This window comes from Endozoicomonas sp. PH6C (genome assembly GCF_059322965.1).
In genome coordinates this window covers 3151028-3173385 of sequence record NZ_CP185342.1, presented here as the reverse complement: position 1 = coordinate 3173385, position 22358 = coordinate 3151028, and the positions used below count along the sequence as shown (strand labels likewise).

Annotated in this window: 19 protein-coding genes; 10 read left to right on the top strand and 9 right to left on the bottom strand. The window is 47.1% G+C overall.

Annotated elements, in window-relative coordinates; all coding sequences use genetic code 11:
- Nucleotides 1-210: 210 nt before the first annotated feature.
- The 5 genes from ACOMG9_RS11890 to sohB all read left to right on the top strand — a co-directional run bounded on the left by ACOMG9_RS11890 (nt 211) and on the right by sohB (nt 4280).
- A complete protein-coding gene (locus ACOMG9_RS11890; protein ID WP_448217046.1) occupies nt 211-984 on the top strand; it encodes a class I SAM-dependent methyltransferase in 774 nt (257 codons plus the stop codon).
- The gene (gene rnhA / locus ACOMG9_RS11885) at nt 981-1433 is read left to right on the top strand and encodes a ribonuclease HI (RefSeq protein WP_448217045.1); all 453 of its coding nucleotides are present in this window, start codon (nt 981-983) and stop codon (nt 1431-1433) included. The genes ACOMG9_RS11890 and rnhA overlap by 4 nt, the downstream gene beginning before the upstream one ends.
- Complete coding sequence (gene dnaQ, locus ACOMG9_RS11880) at nt 1430-2113, top strand: DNA polymerase III subunit epsilon (protein ID WP_448217044.1); 684 nt, start codon at nt 1430-1432, stop codon at nt 2111-2113. The genes rnhA and dnaQ overlap by 4 nt, the downstream gene beginning before the upstream one ends.
- 60 nt (nt 2114-2173) lie before the next feature.
- Entirely contained in the window at nt 2174-2953 is a 780-nt protein-coding gene (gene nudC, locus ACOMG9_RS11875; protein ID WP_494530286.1) for an NAD(+) diphosphatase, read from the top strand.
- A 295-nt stretch (nt 2954-3248) separates the two neighbouring features.
- Nucleotides 3249-4280: a protease SohB gene (gene sohB / locus ACOMG9_RS11870; RefSeq protein ID WP_448217042.1), complete on the top strand. Its 1032-nt coding sequence runs from the start codon at nt 3249-3251 to the stop codon at nt 4278-4280.
- A 55-nt stretch (nt 4281-4335) separates the two neighbouring features.
- On the opposite strand, the gene ACOMG9_RS11865 is transcribed toward sohB, so the two are convergent.
- The 7 genes from ACOMG9_RS11865 to ACOMG9_RS11835 all read right to left on the bottom strand — a co-directional run bounded on the left by ACOMG9_RS11865 (nt 4336) and on the right by ACOMG9_RS11835 (nt 13951).
- Nucleotides 4336-5505, bottom strand: coding sequence for a cation:proton antiporter domain-containing protein (locus ACOMG9_RS11865; RefSeq protein WP_422133737.1), 1170 nt, complete (start codon nt 5503-5505; stop codon nt 4336-4338).
- Between the two features lie 159 nt (nt 5506-5664).
- Nucleotides 5665-6162: a DUF934 domain-containing protein gene (locus tag ACOMG9_RS11860; RefSeq protein WP_422133736.1), complete on the bottom strand. Its 498-nt coding sequence runs from the start codon at nt 6160-6162 to the stop codon at nt 5665-5667.
- Complete coding sequence (locus ACOMG9_RS11855) at nt 6146-7801, bottom strand: nitrite/sulfite reductase (RefSeq protein WP_448217041.1); 1656 nt, start codon at nt 7799-7801, stop codon at nt 6146-6148. Before ACOMG9_RS11855 ends, ACOMG9_RS11860 begins: the two co-directional genes overlap by 17 nt.
- Nucleotides 7802-8277: 476 nt before the next feature.
- On the bottom strand, nt 8278-8478 hold the full coding sequence (locus ACOMG9_RS11850) for a DUF2970 domain-containing protein (protein ID WP_494530285.1): 201 nt from the start codon (nt 8476-8478) through the stop codon (nt 8278-8280).
- Between the two features lie 105 nt (nt 8479-8583).
- Nucleotides 8584-10152 (bottom strand): hypothetical protein, encoded by a 1569-nt coding sequence (locus ACOMG9_RS11845; RefSeq protein ID WP_494530284.1) that lies wholly within the window; start codon nt 10150-10152, stop codon nt 8584-8586.
- 142 nt (nt 10153-10294) lie between these two features.
- Nucleotides 10295-11734, bottom strand: coding sequence for a hypothetical protein (locus ACOMG9_RS11840; RefSeq protein ID WP_448217039.1), 1440 nt, complete (start codon nt 11732-11734; stop codon nt 10295-10297).
- Nucleotides 11735-11989: 255 nt separating this feature from the next.
- Nucleotides 11990-13951, bottom strand: coding sequence for a cation:proton antiporter (locus ACOMG9_RS11835; protein ID WP_494530283.1), 1962 nt, complete (start codon nt 13949-13951; stop codon nt 11990-11992).
- A gap of 123 nt (nt 13952-14074) precedes the next feature.
- Between ACOMG9_RS11835 and ACOMG9_RS11830 the strand changes: the two genes are divergently transcribed.
- Together ACOMG9_RS11830 and ACOMG9_RS11825 are read left to right on the top strand one after the other, a co-directional pair.
- Entirely contained in the window at nt 14075-14350 is a 276-nt protein-coding gene (locus ACOMG9_RS11830) for a glutaredoxin family protein (protein WP_448217037.1), read from the top strand.
- A gap of 133 nt (nt 14351-14483) precedes the next feature.
- On the top strand, nt 14484-15326 hold the full coding sequence (locus ACOMG9_RS11825) for a cation diffusion facilitator family transporter (protein ID WP_494530282.1): 843 nt from the start codon (nt 14484-14486) through the stop codon (nt 15324-15326).
- Here the strand turns inward: ACOMG9_RS11825 and ACOMG9_RS11820 are convergent.
- Nucleotides 15301-16107, bottom strand: a complete 807-nt coding sequence (locus ACOMG9_RS11820) for a TatD family hydrolase (RefSeq protein ID WP_448217035.1) — start codon at nt 16105-16107, stop codon at nt 15301-15303. The genes ACOMG9_RS11825 and ACOMG9_RS11820 overlap by 26 nt on opposite strands.
- 105 nt (nt 16108-16212) lie before the next feature.
- Here ACOMG9_RS11820 and ACOMG9_RS11815 point away from each other — a divergent pair, with 105 nt between their 5' ends.
- On the top strand, nt 16213-17028 hold the full coding sequence (locus tag ACOMG9_RS11815) for an MOSC domain-containing protein (protein ID WP_448217034.1): 816 nt from the start codon (nt 16213-16215) through the stop codon (nt 17026-17028).
- 67 nt (nt 17029-17095) lie between these two features.
- Here ACOMG9_RS11815 and xthA read toward each other — a convergent pair whose 3' ends face one another.
- The gene (gene xthA / locus ACOMG9_RS11810) at nt 17096-17914 is read right to left on the bottom strand and encodes an exodeoxyribonuclease III (RefSeq protein WP_448217033.1); all 819 of its coding nucleotides are present in this window, start codon (nt 17912-17914) and stop codon (nt 17096-17098) included.
- Nucleotides 17915-18129: 215 nt separating this feature from the next.
- On the opposite strand from xthA, the gene ACOMG9_RS11805 reads away from it, so the two are divergent.
- On the top strand, nt 18130-19254 hold the full coding sequence (locus ACOMG9_RS11805) for an efflux RND transporter periplasmic adaptor subunit (RefSeq protein WP_494530281.1): 1125 nt from the start codon (nt 18130-18132) through the stop codon (nt 19252-19254).
- Nucleotides 19251-22343, top strand: coding sequence for an efflux RND transporter permease subunit (locus tag ACOMG9_RS11800; RefSeq protein ID WP_494530280.1), 3093 nt, complete (start codon nt 19251-19253; stop codon nt 22341-22343). The genes ACOMG9_RS11805 and ACOMG9_RS11800 overlap by 4 nt, the downstream gene beginning before the upstream one ends.
- Nucleotides 22344-22358 lie beyond the last annotated feature (15 nt).

The following is a 22358-nucleotide window of genomic DNA, read 5'->3' as shown; positions in this document are numbered from 1 at the left end:
CAATAACATTCTAATGCCTGTAATGGACAAAAAACCATTTTTACAAATTTTGCGTGTAAAGTCTGTACTATTTTCTTTACGATTGTCATAGGGGATGACACCGATGCTGGTTGAATCCTGCCGTGCCCGATAAGATGTGTATTTGAGCAGGACAACAATCTGGCTCGAGGTTTTTGCTGATTTCACTGCAGCATACACGGAAAAAGCCTGATGCAATGGTTTAAAAAAACGACCAGACCTGAAATGCCTCAAAAATTGCAGGCCCTGCAGGGGTGGATGCAATCCGGTGCAGGAGAGTTTGTCCTTGAGACAGAACGCTGTCACATAGAACATGAGTTAAAGTATATCTTTGGTTATCATGCTGTTGAATTATCGGTATCTCCGACTGCGGCTCTGTTGTCAGAGTCCCAGGTAAGTCGAAACTTTCAGTTTCACCCCTTAAACTCTGAGCCGACGTCTTCGTTGTTGCTTGATCCTTATCACTGGCCGATAGCTCCGGGCAGCCTTGACCTGGTCCTGCTGCATCATATGGTAGAAGTGTCTGATCGCCCGCACCGACTTCTCAGCGAAGCGGGGCATACCATCATCCCCGGAGGCAAGATGATGGTAGTCGGTTTTAACCCTCTGAGTCTCTGCAACATCAAGCGGATGATACTTCCGGGTTATCGTAGGTTGTTCAGTGGTGTCCAGTTCATTAGTCCAAGTCGGATGAAGGACTGGTTAACCTTGTTGGGGTTCAGTGTTGAGAAAGTGATTCATGGTGCCTATCTGTTCCCTTCCACCCACTCAGTCATGGGCTTGAAGTCAGAATCGATTGAACAGCGCTGTCATAATTGGATGCTGCCCTTTGGCAGTTTTTACATCATAGTTGCCACCCGGGAAGTGGCAGGCATGACACCCATCAAGCCTGTCTGGTCCTCCGTGGGGCAATCCCTGGTCGGAAAACCGATTACAGGGTCCAGCCGAGTGGGAGATAATCGTTGAGCAAGCTCGTTGAGCTTTTTACAGATGGTGCCTGTAAAGGAAACCCCGGCCCCGGTGGTTGGGGGGTCATTCTGCGTTACGGTACCGCTGAAAAAGGACTGTATGGTGGCGAGAAGGAAACCACCAATAACCGCATGGAATTGATGGCTGCCATTGTCGGATTGGAAACATTAACCCGGGCCTGCGAGGTGCGTGTCACAACCGATTCCCAATACGTACGCAAGGGTATCACAGAGTGGTTGTCCGGCTGGAAACGCAAAGGCTGGAAAACAGCGGCTGGTAACCCTGTAAAAAACAAAGATTTATGGGAGCGGCTTGATGCCCAGAATACCCTCCATAAAATTGAGTGGTGCTGGGTAAAAGGGCATGCCGGACACCGGGAAAATGAAATGGCGGATGAACTCGCCTGTCGTGGTGCTCAAGAGATTATTGAAGGTAAGAAGCAATGAACCGCCAGATCATAATGGATACGGAAACCACCGGGATAGACCCTTCACAGGGTCACCGGATTGTCGAAATCGGTTGTGTGGAGATGATTGACCGTAAGCTGACGGGCAATACTTATCATGTCTACATCAATCCTGAGCGGCAAATGGATGATGAGGTTATCCAGGTTCATGGTATTACCAACGAATTTATTCAGGACAAACCGCTCTTTGCAGCAGTGGCCAAAGATTTTCTGGATTTTATCAAAGATGCCGAGCTGATTGCCCATAATGCCCCCTTTGATATTAACTTTCTCAACCATGAACTAAAGTGGCTGGATCCAGCCCTTGGGCAGGTTGAAGACTACAGTAAAATTACCGACTCTCTGGCTATAGCCAGAAAGAAGCACCCTGGTCAGAAAAATAACCTGGATGCACTTTGCAAACGTTATTTTATCGATAACTCGGCTCGTACCTTCCATGGTGCGCTCCTTGACTCTGAGATATTGGCTGAAGTCTACCTTGCCATGACGGGTGGTCAGACTTCTCTGCTTCTGGGAGGAACCGGAGAGGGGACTGATGATGTAACGGTTATCAGACGTCTATCTTTGGACAGACCCGCCTTGAAAATCATCAAACCGACCGATGCTGAATTACAGTTGCATCAGGAAAAACTGGAAAAGATAGGCCAGCAGAATTGGTAATTGCTACCAGTTTGCAATGACCGACTGACCATTAACTCATCATCGAAAGCAGTGACATACATGCAACAATACCAACCTGCAAACGGCTGGACCCCGGAAGGGGGTAATGCTGATCGTTATCTAATTCTGTCTGGTCATGACATCCTGATGAATTCCGAGGGGGAGTTCCTCTGGGAGAAACACCCCTGGATGGATAACCACGAATCAATCAGAACTGGAAATCTGGACGAATATTCGGTGTCGGTTATAAAAACAGACCGAATTCCTGAAGAGGGGAGTGCTGTTAATGCCCGACAATATATGGCGATGCAACCTGAATCAATGGTGGCGTTATACAGTCACGCCGCTCAAATCCTGAGATCCAGAAAAGACCACCAATTCTGTGGCCGCTGTGGTAGTCCATGCATGTCAAGCGAAGGGGACTGGTCAATGGTTTGTTCAGCCTGTGAGATGACTTACTATCCAAGGATATCTCCCTGCATCATAGTTCTTGTTCATAAAGGGGATGAAGTACTGCTTGTTCAACATCAGCGACATTTGCGTGATACAACAATGCATACGGTCATCGCGGGCTTTGTCGAGCCGGGCGAGAGTGCTGAGGAAGCTGTAATAAGAGAGATCAGGGAGGAAGTGGGTCTGGAGGTCGGTGAAATAAAGTACCAACTCAGTCAAAGTTGGCCATTTCCCCATGCCTTGATGCTGGGCTATCACGCAGAATATAAATCAGGTGAGATTAAGCTTGAAGAGGCAGAGCTGGTGAGTGCCGAATGGTTCCTTAGAGATGATCTGCCGGACATTCCACCGAAATTCACAATATCCAGGATGTTGATAGATATTTAATATTATACAATCATATTTTTGTTCTGTTTAAAGATTTGGCTCAGTGCAAATTCTACCACTCAAAAAATACGGAACACATGGTCATCAAAACGACTGTCTCTGCCTTTGTGTGACCAGTTAAATGACCTACGGCAGAGCCGTAGGCTCGTCAGCTGATGTTCTCAAAAACTGGTCGCTGGAGATCACTCAAGCCGCAGGTAAGCAGATGGCCAACCAAGCATTAGTTGGACTTTTCACATTCTCTTTTTCAGGTATCCTTAAGCACTCATATTGAAATGAATTATTGGAGGCTCTCTTGGAGTATCTGGCGGAATACGGCTTATTCCTTGCCAAAGTGGTCACATTTGTTGTGGCACTGCTGATCATCATTGTTGCGGCAGCTGCAATGGGACAAAAATCCAAAAAGATCAGTAAAGGGCATCTTGAAATCAAGAAACTGAATGAACACTATCAGCATCTGAAGGATGATCTTCAGCATGCGACGCTCGACAAGGAAGGTCTGAAGCAGCTGGCAAAGGAAAAAAAGAAAGCCGACAAGGAAAAGAAAAAGGATAAAGAAAAGGAAATAAAACCACGTTTGTATGTCCTTGATTTTCACGGCGATATGAAAGCTTCTGCAGTCAAGTCTCTTCGTGAAGAGATCACTGCAGTACTATCTGTTATCACAGACAAGGATGAAGTACTTGTGAAGCTGGAAAGTACGGGAGGTATGGTACATGCCTATGGTCTTGCAGCTTCCCAGCTACAACGTATCAGAGATCGTGGTATTAAGTTCACTATTGCAGTCGATAAAGTGGCTGCCAGTGGCGGTTATATGATGGCCTGTACGGCTAATCAGATTGTTGCTGCGCCTTTTGCCGTGATTGGTTCTATAGGTGTTATGGCTCAGCTGCCTAATATCAACAAATTGCTTAAGAAACATGATGTTGATATTGAACTGCACACTGCCGGTGAATTTAAGCGCACTCTGACGGTTCTTGGTGAAAACACTGAAAAAGGTCGTGATAAGTTCAAGCAGGATATTCAGGACACTCATGAGCTGTTCAAAGAGTTTATCAAGGAGGAACGTGAGCAGGTTAACGTAGAGGAGGTCGCTACCGGTGAAATCTGGTATGGCCGTCAGGCGATTGAGAAAAACCTGATTGATCTGGTCATGACCAGTGATGAGTATATCTATAGCAGGGTAGACTCCTCAGACATTATTCAGGTCACTTATGAAGTGAAGAAAGGAATGGCCAGTAAACTGGGCTTGGCTGCTGAAACGACTCTGGACAATGCCTTCGGAAAAATCTGGGAAAGATTGTCTCAGGGTCGATATTTCTCTTAACTGCTCCAGAGTTGTCTGGATAGAAGAACCCCGTGTTATGCGGGGTTTCTTTGCCTTAGTCTCTTCTCAGCTTTTCCGATACCGCTATGGGTGATTCATAGTTAAACACCACCACGTAGGAAGAGATGATCAACGTTAATATGGCAGTTGCCTGGACGACGTGAGCTGCGATCTCTCCCATCAACATCTGTCCCGCTGCCAGTACTGCAATCAGAATAGAAAACTCACTGGTCTGGCCCAATCTGAAACCGACTTCCCATGCCGTTGATTTGTTCTCATTGGCACTCAGTAAGATACCAAATGTGGCAGGTTTCAGAAGCAGACAAATAACGGTCATGATAACCGCAGGCAGCCACACTTCTCCGAACAAATTGAGGTTAAAGCTGGCACCGATTGAGAAGAAGAACAGAACCAGGAAAAAATCCCGCAAAGGCTTGAGATTAATGGCTATGTACTGAGAAATCGGGCTGGTAGCAATGCTGACCCCGGCAATAAAGGCACCAATTTCATAGGAAAGATTCAAGGCATGGGCCAGTTCAGCGAAGCCAAGACACCAGCCAATGGCTAAGAGGAACATGTATTCATGAAACCGGTCGAAGCGTGCCATCAATGGCAGCAGAGCATAACGAACAGCCAAAAAAGCCGCAGCTATGATCATAGGAAGTGCGGCGAGAGCCATCAGAACATCCATTTTACTGTTGGCAAATCCACCATCAAAGTTGTACAGCAGCAGGAGAACCAGAATCGCCAGCAGATCCTGCAAAAGCAGCAGACTGACAAGAATTTCGCCGGTATGTTTGTGATGCAGTACCGTGGTTGGCAATAATTTGATACCAATAATGGTACTGGAGAACATCATTGTCGCACCGGTTATGACGGCTTCTTTTTGGCTGAAACCAAATGCCAGTCCCAGTCCATAACCGGTTAGTGCAAATATGATCGAACTGATTAATCCTACCGTAGCTGTTTTCTTGAGCAGATGACCAAGGTGAGCGGGCTGCATATCCAGTCCGAGCAAAAACAGCAGGAATATAATTCCGACGTGGGCAATATCATTTAAAAGCCCGGTATCCGTAACCATTTCCATGCCATAGGGGCCCAGAAAGGCACCCAGTACGATGTAGGCGACCAGGAGAGGTTGACGGGTAAACAGCGCAGCAGTAGCGAGTATTGCAGCACCACTGAAGATAAGGAAGAAAGAGAAGAGCAGGGAACCACTTTCCATTAGACTCGCCAGATAAATGATTGTTTATAAAAGGGCTATTCCAGCCCGCATTTTTCTTGAAGCTAAAAGGCCAAGTATATACCCAAGGCTGTGAGTCCGGTAAACAAGAGAAGGTTAGGGCCGCTGACAGCAGCCCTTAACAAGTTGGATCTGGCTCTTCTAAGATGCCTGTCTTTTTCTGTAGAGAGGTTCAGGATCATCAGTGCTTCCCTGATACCTTAGGGTAAAAGTGTCCAATGCCTTGATAGCATCTTCTGCTTTCTGGTCTTCTCTGAGGTAATAACTTGAAAAGCCACACCGCTGCAACATGAAAATCTGATCGATAAGCACGTCACCCACGGCTCTGATATCTCCTTTGTAATGATAACGGTCCCTGAGGATGCGGCACAGGGAGTAGCCTCTACCATCAATAAACTTGGGAAAATTAATGGTAATCAGGTCGAAGCTGGACAGTATGTCAGCATAATTTTCAACTTCGTCATCACTATCAAGGAACAAGCCGGTTGGTTGCTGCTTTTGTTCAAGCAGTTTCTTATATTGATCAAGTTCCTTAGCTGGAATCAGCAGCGTCCCTGCAAATACCTGATCTGCAGATTCTGAATCCAGAATCCGGTAATCATCCTCAAAAACTTCGCTATTTTTAAGCAGCCTGGGCATACACACGCTCCTTGAAAGGGGTTATGCCAATGCGCTGGCAGGTATCGATAAACAGTTCATCTTCATGACGCTGCTCTATGTAAACACTGAGGATCTTCTCCAGCACGTCAGGAATTTCTTCACGCTTGAATGAAGGTCCAATAATCTTGCCCAGGGCAGCTTCTTTTGAAGCAGAGCCACCGACCTGAACCTGATAATATTCAATGCCTTTTCTGTCGACACCCAGAATACCTATATGACCCACATGGTGATGGGCACAGGCATTCATGCAACCTGAAATGTTCAGGTCCAGCTCACCGACGTCATGCAGATAGTCAATATCGTCGAACTTGCGCTGAATTTCCTCTGCCAGAGGAATAGATCGAGCATTGGCCAGTGCACAGAAATCACCACCCGGGCAGCAGATCACATCGGTTAACAGGCCACGATTGGCCGTCCCCAAGCCAACAGCTGACAATTTTTCCCAAAGTTCAATCAGTGCCGTTTGTTCCACGTCAGCGAATATCAGATTCTGCTCGTGGCTAACTCTGAGCTCTCCCAGACTGTAATGATCGGCAAGATCAGCAATAACATCCAGTTGTTCTGCAGATACATCACCAGGAGCATCCCCGGTAGCTTTCAAAGTCAGGGTGACGGCACAGTAACCTGGTTTCTTATGGGAAAACACATTCTGTTTCAGCCAGGAATGGAAACCTGCCGGCGCTTTCAAAGCCAGATCATTAAAGTCCTGATCCACCAGTCCCTTGTATTCTGGATCAATAAAGTGCTGGCTGACACGCTTTATCTCAGCTTCAGGCAAAAGGGATGGGGCATCTTTGATCTGCTCCCATTCTGATTCCACTTTCTCTGTGAATACTTCAGGTGTCATGGCTTTTACAAGAATCTTGATGCGCGCCTTGTATTTGTTGTCACGACGGCCATAGCGGTTGTAAACCCTCAGAATGGCATCCAGATAGGTCAATAAATGCTCAGGCTCTATGGACTCTCTGATGACACTGGCGACCATGGGAGTTCGTCCCAGTCCACCACCGGCCAGTATCTTGAATCGCACATTGCCGCTCTCATTTCGAAAGGCATGGACGCCAATGTCATGAACCATGGTAGCGGCACGATCTTCTTCAGAACCACAAACGGCGATTTTGAATTTACGGGGCAAAAAGGCAAATTCCGGGTGGAATGTGGACCATTGACGGATGATTTCAGACCAGGGTCTTGGGTCTACAATTTCATCTCGTGCAATACCGGCAAACTGATCAGTAGTTGTGTTACGAATGCAAGCACCACTGGTCTGCACTGCATGCATCTCTACTTCCGCAAGATCAGCCAGGATATCAGGAACCTGCTCAAGCAGAGGCCAGTTCAATTGTACGTTCTGGCGGGTAGTGAAGTGCACATAGCCCTTATCATATTTGCGCGAAATTTCAGAAAGTCTTCTAACCTGGCGGGTATTCAACATGCCGTACGGGATTGCGATCCGCAGCATGGGAGCAAAACGCTGAATATAGAGGCCATTCTGCAGACGCAGGGGTAAAAACTCGTCCTCTGCGATCTCACCGGCGAGGTAACGTCGAGTCTGCTCTCTGAACTGACTCACTCTTTCGTCGACGATGCGTTGATCGTACTCATCGTATTTATACATGGGAATAATTTTTCTAAATGGGTTGGCGAGCTATCCAGAGGCCTGACTATATCAGGCTTCTGGAAATCTGTTTCAGGCTCGATGCAGATTCCAGCTACGACCGAGAGTAGACAAGATAACAGTATTTTTGTATTTAGTAATAAAAAATTTTTTTATATAACTAGATGAAAACTGCATATCCGAAGAAATCCATGTATTCGGGAGACTGAATAAGTCGCTTTGCTTAAGTGCCACGAACACATTATTCCAGATAAACTTTTCAATCAAGACTTATGGCGCGGAAAAGGACCATTGAGCAGTTGCCCGAAAAGCGATAATCAGCTAGCTTGGAGGAGCACCATCAAATAACTGATTGAGGGAATGAGAAATGTCTCAGGGAAAGCCCATGAAAGACAGTACTGTTGATGCCATTGCAGCTGTTTCGATAGTAATGCTGATTGTTGTTACTGCTGTATACTGGGTCAGCCATCAATAAGCTACCCAGACTGACTGTGCACCAGTTTCACCAACATTACCAGGATCAGAATAAAAACAAGCGTTCCCACAATACCGGCGATGATGAAGTGCGCCGGACGTCCCTGCGAAAAATCACGCGCCCTGTTTTTTTCACTCTGCACACCAAACGCAGACGCTAAGGCGCTCTGCAGCGTTGACAGGAAGCCAGTGCCCTTTGCCATGATAATTCCCCGTTTCGTGAGTTCGTCTCATTTATTACATGCCAGTGATGAAGTCGCAAGTGATATGACAGGAGAAGAATTAACAAAGCGTGATAATCTTAAAAATCACCTCAAGGTAGACGTGTGAAAGTAGAGTTCAGACAATGTCATAAAAGTTGTAGTCGCCCAAATCATGAGATATTTTGCATAGCGATTGGTGAATCCGCTCGCAAATGTCTTACTGAATGAGTAGTTGCTGTAACTCATAAAAAGAGAGCCAGCCATTAACGCTGAATAGCGGGTAAAGTCACTGGCCCCCTGAGCCACCAGATATTTATCGGCACCATCAACCAATGCATACCCGGCTCCTTTTATGTAATGTCCACCGCATACAGTCATTCCAAGGCTATTAAACGCTTTTCCTATGGCAGCCTGTGTTATGGCTGACGGGATATAGGAAAGGCCAGATGTCACTTTTTTGGCCGGTTCCAGACTGGTGGCAGGAACAATGGTTATATCAGCTTCACCCAGAATACGATGGAAGAACAGTTGAATGCAGGCACCATTGACACTGATCGAGCAGGAGAGGAAGTGATCTGCCGGTACCGCCTTCAATATATTATTGGCATAGGTATTACCCGTAAAGGCAGTGACCATTAACTTTGTTCCATAGGGAATGGCTGTAACTAAACTGGTGAACAGCGAGGATTTCATTTTATTAATCTCGCTATCGGTCTCTTTGGCAAATATTTTCTTCTCAGCAACCTCATTAATCGCTTTGGTCGCAATATTCGCAAACAGCTTCCACGTATAGAATATCCGCACATCAGACTCAGACATCTCTTTCTTGTTTAGAACCAGGCCCAGATTATCCCGATAATGTAAATAGGTGCAAAAAATAGCAAGAGACAAAGTGTAACCGCTGGCATCTATCTGAGGTGTGATGTAAGACCAATTATGATCTCTGATCAAAAGCGGTATTATATCCCCCAATGCCAGAGCTTCTGCCAGTATTTGAGCGTTGGCGAAATGTCCATAATATCCGTCACTGGTATCAACAGGTCCCGAGCTGAAGAGCAGGGAATTGAAAAGTTTGAGAAGAACAGTCAGTGATTTACCGGTGTAATAAACAATGTTATTCCTTATGACCAGACTGTCTCCATTCTCCTTATTTTGATAAACATGGACTTTTTCCAGCCAGTCCGTACCAAGTTCAGGCAGATCTGACTCCTGAAATAAAGCCGTTTTTGTTTCCGAATCAGTAGCGGTAGGACAATCCATTTTCGCAGTACAATGTAACTGGGCATCTTTTTCTAATGATGAATGGTCAGAGCCTGAGGATACTTCGGCTGGCTTTATCTGCGTAAGTACAGTAAAGCGCACAATCTCTGTCAGCTGCTTTGAAGTTTCCTGTTGATTGAAAAGGTAAATCTCAACATCACACTTGAGTCTCTGCTGATGACAGGGTGCCCGAATTTCGTGATCCAGACTTCTTGCCTTTAACAAGCCAGGTAATGTCACCTCGAGATATTCTCTTGCCTCTTCCGAATACATATCCGGTAACTCAGTTATGATAAATTCTACGGACTCCTGCTCTTGTATAGCATCAACACCAAAGTGCTGCTGAAACCAGGCAGCATGTACATCGATTCCCGTTTCAAAACCCGGAGCCGGAGCAGTATGAGGATCACGCAACTTCGAGTTTGTTTGGCCAACACAGAGAGAAGTGAAGCAAGCAGATAAAACCAAAAAAATTAACTGTTTGAGCATTAATTGCATAGAGCATCCTTTAATAATAAAAACACCTGAAAGCTTGAGGAGTTTGATAACTGAGACCTTAAGGTCTTGGCTTACAGGCATAGTCATAATTTCCCATCACGGTATGACCAAGTGCCAGTACCTTTCCTGCAGTCGGATAAGAATGACTTACCAGTGCAGAGCCCGTTTCGTAGATCATGATTAACCCGGAGCCCTGGAGTATGTACATCATCATCGATCCGGGGAAGTATCGGAGGTTGAGGTAAAGGGAACCTGCCGTAATAGCGCCTCCCATGGCGAGCCCTGCCGTATCTTTAGCAATCGGATGATCGAACAGGTTTCGACCCAGAGTGATCGCCATTTCAGTGTTTACCAGACCCGCTGCTTCTAGAGCATTCACAAGATAGACCCAGGGCAAACCACTGGATAATTTCAATAAGGCCAGACCGCTCATGCTGGCCATAGAAACAGAAGCTAACCCTTTACATAAAACCAGTTTTTCTGACTCCCCATAGTGGGCATGAGGTAAAACATGATCAAAGTTTGCCATACAGTAATTTTCAAGAGAGCCAATGGTTTCATAAGCGGCACTGATCATCAGGCCGCCCGATAGAGATACGTGGTAGTATTTTCGACCGACATAACGAGCCATCGCCAATGAATACTGCTCAATATCTTTGGCGTTTATACCTTCCATGGCTGCTGAGTTGAGCAGACCCGTGTTTACCACCCCAGCCAGAAGGACAACGTAGATGGTTGTTACATCTCTTGATGCTGCCGCAGTCGCTTCGTAACTTGTAAAGCCTTTACTCAGGTAGATATTTTTTAAGTGAGTTCTCAGGGCTGATGCCATATTGCTGGTGACACCAATGGATTTAGCTCCGATGGCGAAATTTTCCAGCATATTCACTCCGGGTCCCGGAGATGGATTGTTGGCATTATAAAATTCAGCGAATAAATTAAGGCCAACAAATGACAGGCCCGTCAGGACGTAACCGGCTGAAGGTTCTTCCTTATAACGCTGAGTCTCGTTGCTTTCTGTCGTTTTTATTTGGTCTAACACCTTTTCGACTTCACGGTATTGTGCAACAGGTAGAGCGTATTCGTTGGTGAAGCTGGTCTGAGGGATGGACCAGGAAAGAATGGTGACCAGATTCAACAGAAAAACAGGCTTGTGCCAGTAATTATGAGGATCAACTCCGCCTGCTATTGAATTGGTAAAAGCTGATCCCAACAATGCGAAACCACCAAACTTGATTAATGAGGCGGATGGCAGACTGTTAAAATAATTAAAATTAGTCTCGTAGTCATTGCAGAAAAAAGGTTCTTGCTGCTGGATCAGGGTAGTATTCTGAGGAAGTTCTTCTCTGGAAACAATCGGATGTCCTTCCATGCCGGAGAAGTAGGGTGGCAAGTAAAATTCAAGAAAGATGGCGTGACTGTTTAAGGGCTTTATGGTCAGAATCAATATCAGCAAAAAACACGAACTGAGGGACAGCCGAATCGATCGAATGACCATAGTATTCACCTATTTTAATATTATAAAAGTTTTTGTTAACGCCCTGTTTTACACAGAAGTCCTTTCGAAAATTCATTATAGTGTCTGTTTGAATAATTATTAGGTTATTCTTGTATCATATTGAAATGAATGGAGTTCTTTTTATTATATAAATGGTGACTGTTATCTCAGGCAGTTATCTCACACTGAAAAAAGCTAAATGTTTCGGAAGGGTTTTGAGAATGTGGCAGCCCGTATTTCAGGACTGCCAAAATATCAGATAAGGTTCTTTTCAGATTGCTGCATAGGTGCAAGAGGCCCGGTCAGAATAACAATATCGTCTTGTTCGAGGGCATCCACTTCTTCCGGATCCAGACTTTGGCCGTCCCGTTTTACTTCAACAACAGAAACATCGTCTTCAAGCGGTAAATCACGGGGATTCAATCCTTCACAGGTATTACCCCGGCAAACGTTAACAGCATGCCGTAAAGAAGTTTCCTCGCTGTCTCCCATAACATCTTCATAGCCGGGATAGTAACCATTGAGAATATCATATTGTTGTTCTCTGGCTTTATGGATCTTGTCTCTGACCTGATTACGATCTATGCCCAGCATTAACAGAACATGCTTGACGATCAACAAACTGGATTCGAGCACTTCAGGAATAACGGCTGTGGCACCGGCCTTTTTGAGTGAGTCTGTCAGACTGTCATCCTGGGTTCTGACCAGAATGGGAATATCCTGATAATGGGAACGAATTGTTTTGACAATCTCCAGGGCATTTTCACTGCGATCGATACAGACAATGACTTGCCTGGCGCGTTTCAAACCAACTGACTCCAGAAGCTCCAAACGACGCGAGTCTCCATAAAAGACAGGTTCGCCTGCAAGTCCGGCTTCATGAACATGTAAGGGGTCATTATCTACTGCTACAAAGGCCAGCTTTTCCTGCCCCAGGAATCGGCTTATTGTCTGTCCCACACGGCCGTAGCCGCAAATGAGTGTATGCTGTCTGATGTGAGAGACCTGCTGCTCAATATCGCCCTGATCAATTTGGGACTGTATAGCCTCCTGTTTCTTATATAAAAGATTGACAATTTTGCTGCTGTTTCTGATGAGCAATGGCGCCAGAATCATGGATAGAATAGTAATGGCCAGCACCACGGAAGCTCTTTCTCCCTCCGTTTGGCCATATTGAGTAGCCAGAGCAATGAGGGCAAAACAGAATTCCCCCCCCTGAGCCAGAGCCAGACCGGTTTTGAGTGAAGTACTTTTTTTCTCTCTGAGCACTCTTGCCAGTAGCGTAATGATACCCAGTTTGAAGATGACCAGGCCCACTGTACCCAGGATAATCGCTGGCCAGAAATTCAGCAGGATATTCAGATCCAGCATCAGCCCGACGGAGACAAAGAACAGTCCCAGTAGAATATCCCGGAAAGGTCTGATATCCGCTTCCACCTGATGCTTATAGTTACTCTCACCCATCATCATGCCGGCAATAAAACCACCCAGAGCCATGGACAAACCCAGAACATGAGTTAACCAGGCCGCCATCAGGGCAATCATGAGAGCGGTTAATACAAACAGCTCTTCAGAGCGGGTCCTTGCGACTTCGTTAAAGACTCTGGGCAGAATCCATTTACCAACGGCCATCATGAGCAGGACAAAAAGCAGGCCCTTGGCCAGAGCCATGCTAATGGTGGTGAAGACTGATTTGTCTCCCGCCCCCGCCAGGGCTGGAACCAGAATCAGGAACAGAACTGCGGCAATGTCCTGGAACAGCAGCACACCAATCGCCATCTGGCCCTGACGACTGCGAATTTCATTGCTCTGGGTCAACTCTTTGGAAACAATCGCAGTAGAAGATAAAGCAAGAGCTGCTGCGACGATCAAAGCTTCTTTTACTGAAGTTCCAACCACCAGCAAAACCGCAAAGATTCCTGCCCCACACAAGAGGACCTGCCCGCCCCCAAGCCCAAACACTTCCCGCTTCATGGACTTAATTCGTTTAAGCGAAAACTCCAGACCAAGAGTAAACAGCAGGAAGACCACGCCAATTTCTGCCAGCAAGCTGATATCAAAGCTATGATCGATCAAGCTGGTAGCGGTGGGGCCAAGCAAGATACCCACCGCCAGATAGCCAAGGCTTTCGGGCAGATTCAGGCGATGAAACAGAGCAATGGCTCCCACGGAGAGAGCCAGAATTAACATCAATTGATTGAAAAAAGTAAAGTCCATCGTTTATAGGGCCTGGTTATTCTTTTTACAGTGAAAATACAGCTCTCTAGCAAAATTTTGGGGTGAGCTAAATGAACGGTTACAATTGTATCCGACTTAGCCTCCCGCTGTTCAGGAAAACTTGTGCTGCACTTATCTTTCTATACCACATCTGGTTGCCATCTGTGTGATCATGTTGAAGAGTTCCTTATAATTCTCGGCCAACATCCCCAACTTCATAGTCAATTCTGTTGGTCGGCGGTTGAAATCAGCGTATCTGACGATTTGATTGAACAATATGGTGTCAGAATCCCGGTGATCGCTACCGAAGAGGGTGACGAGATAGGCTGGCCGTTTGAAATGGAAGAGCTCGGAGAATGGATCTATAACCACCTGACTGAGCATTCATCCCGGAGTTGATGGCTTCTTAGTCAGGCTCCTAGGATTTTTATTACAGATTCAGTATTCTGAAACTAGGGAAACAGTTTACACAACATTGATGGATCGTATGTCTACAGCCTTTAAAAAAATCTCTGACAGCCATGAAAAGTTAATGAAGCTCGCTTCAATGGCCTCAGTCACAACTGCCGCCATCCTCTTATTCGTTAAAATTGCCGCCTGGTTTATGACCGGTTCTCTGAGTGTTCTGGCAACACTGCTGGATTCTGTCATGGATGTGGTTGCCTCGGTGATCACACTCGTGGCAGTCAAAATTTCCCTCGAACCTGCCGACAAAGAGCATCGATTTGGCCATGGCAAAGCTGAGTATCTGGCTGTTCTGGCTCAATCTGCTTTTATTTCTGGCTCGGCCATTATTTTGTTTCTCAGCGCAACTGACCAGCTGTTAGGAGAGGAAGGCAGCGTTGACAATGAAACAGTGGGCATGACCGTCATGCTTTTCTCGATTATAGTGACTCTCGTACTCCTGTCTATACAAAACTATGTTGTGAAGAAAACCGGATCTGCTGCCATTGCTGCAGATTCCGCACATTATCGAGTCGATCTGCTCACCAATGCCTCTGTTATTATTGCGCTCTATGGTGCCAGTCAGGGTTATTTCTATCTTGATCCGGGATTTGCTCTCCTGATTTCGATTTATATGCTGGTCAGTGTTGGCAAAATGGCGTGGGATGCGGTTCAGCAGCTTATGGACCATTCATTGCCAGAGCAGCAGGTTCAGGACATTGAACGCATTGTGCTGGCTATTGAAGGGGTTCTTGGCATCCATGAGATGAGAACCCGTATTTCTGGTCGGGTTCCCTTTATCCAGATGCACATCGACCTTGATGGTGATCAGAGCTTGCACGAAGCTCATGATATTGGTCAGGCTGCGGAAGATGCCATTATGGCGTTCCTTCCCAATGCCGACGTCATTGTTCATCTGGATCCAAATTGAAGAAGTTTCTGGCCGTTTGTGATGTCTCTCTGGCCACTTGCCCGAAGCTTTTGCCCGTTTGTTCAGCAATGGTTTTCACTACCCAGGACAAATAGGCAGGCTCATTCCTCCTGCTCTTTGGCTTTTTGTCCATGCTTCTGGGCAGAAGCCAGGGGGCATCGGTTTCTATCATCAGGCGATTTGCCGGAATCTCTTTCAATAATGGATGCAGGTGCGTACCACGCCTTTCATCACAGACCCAGCCGGTTATGCCAATGTGCAGATCCAGATCAAGGTATTGATAGAGCGCTTTTTTGTCGGCAGTAAAACAATGCAAAACCAGCCCATCAAGGTGATCTCTGAACTCTCTGACAATGGCTGTAAAACGCTCAGCTGCATCACGCTCATGGCAGAAAGCCGGGAGACCTGCTTCAACGGCCAGCTGTAACTGTTGCTGAAAAACAGTTTCCTGAATCGGTCTGGGAGAAAAATCCCGATTAAAGTCCAGACCCATTTCACCCGCAGCAACCACTGGCGATGCTTGAAACAGCTCTTTCAGGGCTTTGTAACAGGACTGTGTGGCGTTTTTTGCATCGTGAGGATGAATGCCGGCTGTTGAATAGCAGTAATCGGAATACTTTTCGGCCAGTTCCAATGCCTGTTGAGACTCAGCAACAGAGGTTCCGGTAAGAATCATCGTATTCACGCCTGCTGCAACGGCACGCGCCACGACTTCGTCCCGATCCTCTGAAAATTGCTTATCGGTGAGGTTCACACCGATGTCCACCAGATTAGGGTTCATAAAACCTCGAAGTTACAGGTGAAAATCTGGTACATTCTCTCCAAAATAAGGTGGGCATGGCAATCGGGCTATGCGCTGAATCTTTAAATTCATAGTGAGACTTTAATGACTCATTCTTCCCTGACTGTGTCCCATCTTGCCATTCACCCGGTGAAGTCGCTCAAGAAGATTTCAGTCGATCAGGCTGTTATTGATCCTATGGGATTTATTAATGATCGACGCTGGTTGGTCGTCGAGCCCGATGGCAAATTTATGACCCAGCGCCATTATCCAAAAATGGCATTGATTTCTGCTACTCCAGACGGAGGTGGACTGACCCTGTCTGCACCGGGGATGTCTGATCTCATCATTAAAGACCCGGAGCAAGCGTCTGCAGTCTCTCAAAAGCGTGTTGTGGTTTGGAAAGATGAGCTGCAGGCGCTTGATGCGGGTGATGCCGCATCCCAATGGCTCACTGAATGTCTTGGCTTGCCATGCAGAATGGTTAAGTTCTCAAAGCAGGTGCATCGTCAGGTGGATCTTCGTTTTGCCAATGAGGGAGATTGCACAGGTTTTGCTGATGGTTTTCCTTTCCTTCTGACCACAGAAGCTTCATTGCATGAGCTTAACAGCCGCCTTGATACTCCGGTCACCATGGACCGTTTCAGACCCAATATTGTCGTTCAGGGCACCAGCGCTTATGCAGAAGATCATTGGCAAAGAATCAAAATAGGTGAGGTGGTTTTCCGTGTGGCCAAGCCTTGCAGCCGATGTGTCATGACAACGGTTGATCCGGCAACAGGCACTAAGACAGGAAAAGATCCGCTATTGACATTGTCAGGTTACAGAAGAACGGAGATGGGCGTCATTTTTGGACAAAACCTGATCCATGAATCTGAAGGCGTTATCCGATCTGGCGACACAGTCGAGATTATTGAATAGTTTTAAAGAACATTAAGAAAATATTGTAGCCTCTTGATGCAAGAGGCTATTTTTTGTCAGATAATAGTCAGACGTCAAATTCTACCCAGAGAGGAGCATGATCTGAAGGCTTCTCCAAACCACGAATATCGTAATCAATGCCGGTTGCTTTGCAGTGCGTCATCAAAGAGTCCGTTGCGATAACACCATCTATTCGAAGACCTCGTTTGGGCTCACGATCAAATCCACGACTGCGGTAGTCAAACCAGCTGTATAGTTCTTCACTGTTCTTTTTAGCGCATGCACGGAAGCAATCAGTGAACCCCCAGGCCAGAAGTCGGTCAAACCACTCTCTTTCTTCCGGCAGGAAACTGCATTTTCCCGTTCTTAGCCAGCGCTTTGCATTATCGGGGCCGATACCAATGTCAGTATCCGTGTGGGAGATATTAAAGTCGCCCATAACCAGCAAAGGTTGATCCGGTGAATACTCTTTATCCAGAGTGCTCATCAGATCCTGATAAAAAGCCTGCTTGGCTGGAAACTTGGTAGGGTGATCACGGCTCTCGCCCTGAGGGAAATAACCATTAATGACGGTAAAGGATTGGCCACTGTCGGTCTGGTATTCTCCGGTGATAAGGCGCCTCTGGGCATCAGGGCCATCGGTTTTGAAACCTTTCTCGACCCGGACAGGCTTTCGACGACTCATCAAGGCAACGCCATAGTGTGTTTTTTGTCCGAAATACTCAACATGATAACCCAGGGCTTCAATGGCCTCGACCGGGAAATCTTCATCAGTGACTTTGATCTCCTGCAGTCCAATGACTTCAGGCTGATGCTTTTCGATCAGAGCCTTGAGTTGATGCAGACGAACACGGATTCCATTGACATTGAATGTAATGACTTTCATAACCTTGAAACGGCTTCCTTAGGTAGTATCAGCTGCATCATAGCCGAAAAGCCTCCTGGTTATAAGCTGAAACGCCAGACCCAAAGGTCAGAGATGTGCAAAGATATTAGCCTTGGCTTGCTGCTTACTGGTCAGCTTTTATATAGTTTCCTTTAAAGAATCGTACAAGGTCGTACGACATCTCTGGAACCATCACGACACATTGCGAACACTCTATGCCTGACATTAATCGATCCTGGATCCTTGCCGGAGGAATGGCGGGGCTTTTAGGAATCTATCTGCTGACCGCAGATGTGACTTCCATGTCCGATACCGGTAAGTCCTCATCTCTGGCGCAAAGCACCCCTCTTGCTGAATTGCCGCTGGCCAGAGTCTCAGCCAGAGTTTTTCCTGTTGAATCTATTCACCGTACACTTAGCTTGTTTGGCGAAACCCAGCCCGACAGGATCGTGACGATCAGTGCAGAAATCTCTGCCAGAGTGATAGCCGCAACTGGTCAGAAAGGGCAGCTCATAAAAAGTGGAGAAGCTATCGTCACTTTGAAAGAGGGGGCATTACCGGCCCAGATTGCCACTGCCAAAGCCAGAGTCCGAAAAGCTGAGCTGGACTATGAATCAGCACTGTCACTGAAAAGTAAAAACCTGATTGCTGAGAATGATTTGCCACGACTGGAAGTGGACCTGAGCGAAGCGCGATCAGCGCTTGCAACGCTTGAAATTGATTTCGATAACACCCGAATCCGTGCTCCGGTAACCGGCATTCTGAATGACCGGTTTGTTGAGCAGGGTGATTATATTGAAACAGGGAAACCCGTCGCCGAGATACTCGATCTTGATCCTCTGGTGGTTGCTGTTGATGTTCCCCAGTCACATATTGCTGCAGTTACCCTGAGTGATAGCGCGGATATTCGTTTTGCTTCCGGTGAAACAGTCTCTGCAAAAGTTCGCAACATTGCCCGTCTGGCGGAATCGGGCACCCGAACCTTTAAGGTAGAACTCAGTCTGCCTAATGCAGCTATGGAGACACCGGCCGGTTTGAGTGTTGAGGCTGAACTTCAACTGGAACAAGTTGAAGCCATCAAGGCTTCACCAGCCTTATTAAGTCTGGATGAGACCGGTAACCCCGGCATCAAATGGGTGGATGAACAGGATCAGGTGCACTTCACTGCCGTTGATATTGTCAAATCTGAAGCCAGCGGTATCTGGCTTGGCGGTATTCCTGCCAGTGCCAGACTCATCACCAGAGGACAGGGTTTTGTCAGGGAAGGGGACCGGGTGATGGTTGAACTGGAGCAGGCTCTTGCGGCTAAAGGAGACAAGCTTGCAGGGGATACACCATGAGCAGCCTGATTGGCCTGTCGCTGGATCGCAGTCGTACAGTTCTGATGATGTTTATTCTGATTCTTATTTCGGGGATGGTCTCCTACCTGACGATTCCCAGAGAATCTTCGCCTGATATTCCTATTCCCTTCGTATATGTTTCCGTCAGCTACGAAGGCATTTCACCGGAAGATTCAGAAAGATTACTGATTCTGCCTCTGGAAAAAGAGCTCCAGGGACTTGAAGGCGTCAAGGAACTCTCTGCAACGGCTTCACAATCTCATGCCTCTGTCACACTTGAGTTTGAGGCTGGTATGGAGCTTGATAAAGCGCTTGCCGATGTCCGCGACAAGGTGAACCTGGCAAAAAGCAAGCTGCCAGATGGAACCGATGAGCCCGTCATTGAACAAATTACCATGGCCAGCGTAAACCCTGTGATGACTGCTATTCTCTCGGGCCATCTTCCTGAAAGAACCATGGTAAAGATTGCCCGAGCCCTGAAGGATGAGTTGGAAGCCCGCAAGGCGATTCTGGAAGTAGATATCGCCGGTGACAGGGAAGAAGTCGTAGACGTTATTATCGACCCTATGAAGCTGGAAAGTTATGGTCTGGTGCCTGCCGATGTCATTAACCTGGTTTCTCAGAATAATCAGCTGGTCGCTGCTGGCAGCATGGATACCGGTCAGGGTAGTTACTCTGTTAAAGTCCCTGCCGTTTACAAAACCCCGGCAGATATTCTTTCCCAACCAGTAAAAGTAGAAGAGAACCGGGTAGTGACCTTTGCAGATATCGCTACCGTCCTGAGTACGTTTAAAGAGGGCGGAGGCTATGCCCGCCTGAACGGCGAAAACAGTATTGCCCTGGAAATAAAAAAGCGCCCCGGTGAGAACATTATCGAAGCCATTGAAGTGGCAAAAACTATCATCAATCATGGTATTGCAGCCGGACCCGAGACGTTGAAAGTGGATTACGTGGGTGATCAGTCCGAAGAAATAAAAAGGATGCTGACTGACTTGCAGAACAACGTCCTGTCTGCAGTGATTCTCGTTGTTATCATTATTATTGGTGCCCTGGGGGCTCGCAGTGCCTTTCTGGTGGGCATCGCAATACCCGGTTCATTCCTGTCGGGCATTCTGATCCTGGAGATTATGGGTCTGACCATTAATATGGTCGTGCTTTTCTCGCTGATTATGGCGGTAGGTATGCTGGTTGATGGCGCTATTGTTGTCACAGAATATGCAGACAGGAGAATGGGGGAGGGGATTCATCGCCAACAGGCCTATCTCGAAGCCTCTCGCAAAATGGCCTGGCCCATCACCGCCTCCACAGCCACAACACTGGCAGCATTCTTTCCACTGATGTTCTGGCCGGGAATGATGGGGGAGTTTATGAAGTACTTGCCCCTGACTCTGATTGCAACACTGGCTTCTTCACTGATCATGGCCCTGATTTTCATCCCAACGCTGGGTGCCACGATTGGCAAACCCCGCTCACTGGGGGCTGGAGAAAAAGCATCCATGCAGGCTGTTGAGTCAGGCGAATTTGATCAGACCACCGGATTCACCGGGCGATATGTTTCAGTTTTAGCCCGCGCGATAGACAACCCTGGCAAGGTGTTACTTTTTACCTGCATCACGGTAGCGCTGATTTTTACTCTTTTTATCAAGACTTCCCGTGGTGTTGAATTCTTCCCTGATGTAGATACTGATGCCATTATCATTACCGTAAAAGTGAACTCAGGGAACCTTTCCGTTGACGAAAAAGATGCCCTGATGGAAAACATAGAAGCCCGCCTGCTGGATCTGCCTGGCATGGAGACACTCTATGCCAGAACCGGAGATAATCAGGTTGTAGGGACCTTAAGAATCAATCTTGAAGACTGGCAGTACCGTGACACAACCCTGGCCATAGCCGGGGATGCTGAACAAAGATTGTCAGCATTCTCAGGGCTGGATATAGCCGTTGAACGTGTCAAGGATGGTCCTCCCGGCAGTAAGCCGCTGGAGCTGATTGTCAGGGCCGACAATCTTGACACTCTATACAATGCAGTAGCTAAAGCAAGAAACCTGCTCGAGAATCTGGGTTCTTTTACCAATATTGAAGATTCAGGGCCAGCACCCGGTTACGAGTGGCGTCTGAGTATTGATCGTGCCGAAGCTGCCCGATATGGAGCCGACGTTACAACAACCGGTAGTATGGTAAGAATGGTGACATCCGGATTAACAGTGGGGTCCTATCGCCCTGATGATTCCGAGGATGAAGTAGATATACGCATCCGTTACCCTGAAAGTGAACGACATCTGGAAAGTATTGACCAGCTTCGTCTAATGACTTCTTCCGGACTGGTGCCCATCAGTAACTTTACAGAGCGAGAAGTCACTGGCAAGCTCGATAATATCAAGCGCATAGACGGTAAACGAAGCATCACTCTTTCAGCTGATCTGGTTGATGGAGAGCTGCTTTCACAACAAATCCCGTTATTGACCCAAGCGTTAGCAGCGGCCAATTTTGGCGATGGTGTCAGCTTTGACTTTAAGGGCGAGGAAGAGGACCAGAAAGAGAGCGGACAATTCCTGATGCAAGCATTCAGCGTCGCGCTGTTTGTCATGGCCATGATTCTGGTCACCCAGTTCAACAGTTTCTACCAGGCTGCATTAATTATGTCAGCCGTGATATTGGCCACAGGTGGCGTCTTCCTGGGACTGATGCTCACCGGTCAGAGCTTTGGCATCGTTATGTGTGGCATCGGCATTATTGCCCTGGCGGGGATTGTCGTGAATAACAACATTGTTTTGATCGATACTTTCAATAGTCTTAAAAGAGAAGGGCACAGTGTACGAGAAGCGATTCTCAGAACTGGCGCTCAGCGTCTCAGGCCCGTTATGCTGACAACCATCACGACCGTATTGGGCCTGATGCCCATGGTATTGTCGATGAACATCAATATGTTTGATCATTCCATCGAGATTGGAGCACCCTCCACCCAGATGTGGAATCAGCTGGCGACCTCAATAGCAGGGGGGCTAACCTTTGCCACTCTGTTAACACTGCTGGTGACACCCTGCCTGCTGATGATCTCCGGGAAATGGCGAGCTCGTTCAGTTCGCTGATCTCTCAAAAGGGCA

What these genes read in the sequence shown, in the direction of transcription:
- ACOMG9_RS11805 (WP_494530281.1), top strand. Translation starts at nt 18,130, where the DNA reads ATGCCTGACATTAATCGATCCTGGATCCTTGCCGGAGGAATGGCGGGG.
- ACOMG9_RS11860 (WP_422133736.1), bottom strand. Translation starts at nt 6,162, where the DNA reads ATGCCCAGGCTGCTTAAAAATAGCGAAGTTTTTGAGGATGATTACCGG.
- ACOMG9_RS11855 (WP_448217041.1), bottom strand. Translation starts at nt 7,801, where the DNA reads ATGTATAAATACGATGAGTACGATCAACGCATCGTCGACGAAAGAGTG.
- ACOMG9_RS11835 (WP_494530283.1), bottom strand. Translation starts at nt 13,951, where the DNA reads ATGGACTTTACTTTTTTCAATCAATTGATGTTAATTCTGGCTCTCTCC.
- ACOMG9_RS11825 (WP_494530282.1), top strand. Translation starts at nt 14,484, where the DNA reads ATGAAGCTCGCTTCAATGGCCTCAGTCACAACTGCCGCCATCCTCTTA.
- nudC (WP_494530286.1), top strand. Translation starts at nt 2,174, where the DNA reads ATGCAACAATACCAACCTGCAAACGGCTGGACCCCGGAAGGGGGTAAT.
- ACOMG9_RS11865 (WP_422133737.1), bottom strand. Translation starts at nt 5,505, where the DNA reads ATGGAAAGTGGTTCCCTGCTCTTCTCTTTCTTCCTTATCTTCAGTGGT.
- ACOMG9_RS11840 (WP_448217039.1), bottom strand. Translation starts at nt 11,734, where the DNA reads ATGGTCATTCGATCGATTCGGCTGTCCCTCAGTTCGTGTTTTTTGCTG.
- ACOMG9_RS11890 (WP_448217046.1), top strand. Translation starts at nt 211, where the DNA reads ATGCAATGGTTTAAAAAAACGACCAGACCTGAAATGCCTCAAAAATTG.
- ACOMG9_RS11800 (WP_494530280.1), top strand. Translation starts at nt 19,251, where the DNA reads ATGAGCAGCCTGATTGGCCTGTCGCTGGATCGCAGTCGTACAGTTCTG.
- ACOMG9_RS11850 (WP_494530285.1), bottom strand. Translation starts at nt 8,478, where the DNA reads ATGGCAAAGGGCACTGGCTTCCTGTCAACGCTGCAGAGCGCCTTAGCG.
- ACOMG9_RS11820 (WP_448217035.1), bottom strand. Translation starts at nt 16,107, where the DNA reads ATGAACCCTAATCTGGTGGACATCGGTGTGAACCTCACCGATAAGCAA.
- dnaQ (WP_448217044.1), top strand. Translation starts at nt 1,430, where the DNA reads ATGAACCGCCAGATCATAATGGATACGGAAACCACCGGGATAGACCCT.
- xthA (WP_448217033.1), bottom strand. Translation starts at nt 17,914, where the DNA reads ATGAAAGTCATTACATTCAATGTCAATGGAATCCGTGTTCGTCTGCAT.
- ACOMG9_RS11815 (WP_448217034.1), top strand. Translation starts at nt 16,213, where the DNA reads ATGACTCATTCTTCCCTGACTGTGTCCCATCTTGCCATTCACCCGGTG.